The 1,217-nt window shown below is 32.9% G+C and carries 3 protein-coding genes; all 3 read left to right on the top strand.

The features are described 5' to 3' along the window. On the top strand, positions 1 to 302 hold a 302-nt coding region (locus F6K22_RS14915; RefSeq protein ID WP_293098997.1), incomplete at its 5' end, for a hypothetical protein. Between the two features lie 79 nt (positions 303 to 381). Next, positions 382 to 600 (top strand): hypothetical protein, encoded by a 219-nt coding sequence (locus tag F6K22_RS14910; protein ID WP_293098994.1) that lies wholly within the window; start codon positions 382 to 384, stop codon positions 598 to 600. Positions 601 to 629: 29 nt separating this feature from the next. After that, positions 630 to 1,217 (top strand): hypothetical protein (locus tag F6K22_RS14905; RefSeq protein WP_293098991.1); only part of this gene is annotated, 588 nt, incomplete at its 3' end.

Raw genomic sequence — 1,217 nt, 5'->3', positions numbered from 1 at the left:
AAATAGGAGATGTGGAAAGTTACTACGAACAGACACAAAAAGTAGTCAATGATATTCATTCCTTTATTTTCCAAAACCCAGATAATCAGACTGCTCATCAAATAGCTAAATGGTTTACTCTCAAAGCCAAATTATTTCTCTATTTTAGTCAAGCAAATTTAAAAGAAATTTATAAAAAGCGTGCAGAAATTATCGAATTTGCCTTATCCAAGTCATTGCGACTTATACCATTTCTCAAAAAGAATGCTATACCCGATCGGGTGGGGAAGTGTGGGGAGTGTGGGGAGTGTGGGGAGGAGTAAACATAAGAATAATCAACATTAACTGGGGTATTTTTAGCAAAAAAGTAATTTCTCCTGTATTAATTACTTAATAACTGAAGTGCGACCTAAGCATAGCAATGCTTTTGGGAATTGGTATTACACTCATGGAAGGAAGCAATCTCCGCGCACCCCTGAGATTGCTTCCTATCGTCGCTGCGGACGACTATTCAACCGGATTCAAGATAAATTGGATAATGAGAATAAGGAAGCGATAATGCTGCGCATCACTACCGTGAACGCTCAAGCTAAAGCTGAGAAAATTGCATTATTCAACTAGACAACTAAAAATCAAAATAAAAATTGATTATGACAACCAGTATAGCTACTGAAAAATTGGATAGTCAAACCAGTTTTTCTGGTTCAGTTTATTTTTATCTATGCCATGAACAAGCTTATGAGCATTTAATGATTAATATAGCTGATGGCTTGAAAATATTAGGAATTCCATTTTATGCTAATTTCAATTATTGGAAAACAGAATTAGATTCAGAATCATATCTTTTTAATTATGATTTTAGTGTCAATCATTGGGATTGTTCAGTTGTAGTTTTAAGTAATCACTGGTTTGAAAATCATCAAAGCATACCTGAAGGTTTGTTCGATCAGAAAAGAAAATATGTAACCGTTTATTTAGATGATACAGATGGTCATAGTCTCCTATTATATGACCTAAATTCTACTTTAATGAACAATTTTGATATTGTTTTAAGAACGGGTTGTAATAATTTTGTTCAACATCCGAATAATTTACACCCTTGGTTTTTTGGTATCTCTAATCGAATTTTAAAATCGACTCAACAAGTTAGCAAATTTGAGCAACGAACACCTAATTTACTAATTAATTATAGAGTCAAACATGACACATTATTATTATTTGGTATAGATGCTTCGCTA

Source organism: Okeania sp. SIO2F4 (assembly GCF_010672385.1).
Taxonomy (GTDB): Bacteria; Cyanobacteriota; Cyanobacteriia; order Cyanobacteriales; family Microcoleaceae; genus Trichodesmium.
Note: the sequence above shows the minus strand (reverse complement) of the source record. Positions and strands in the feature narration are given on the sequence as shown.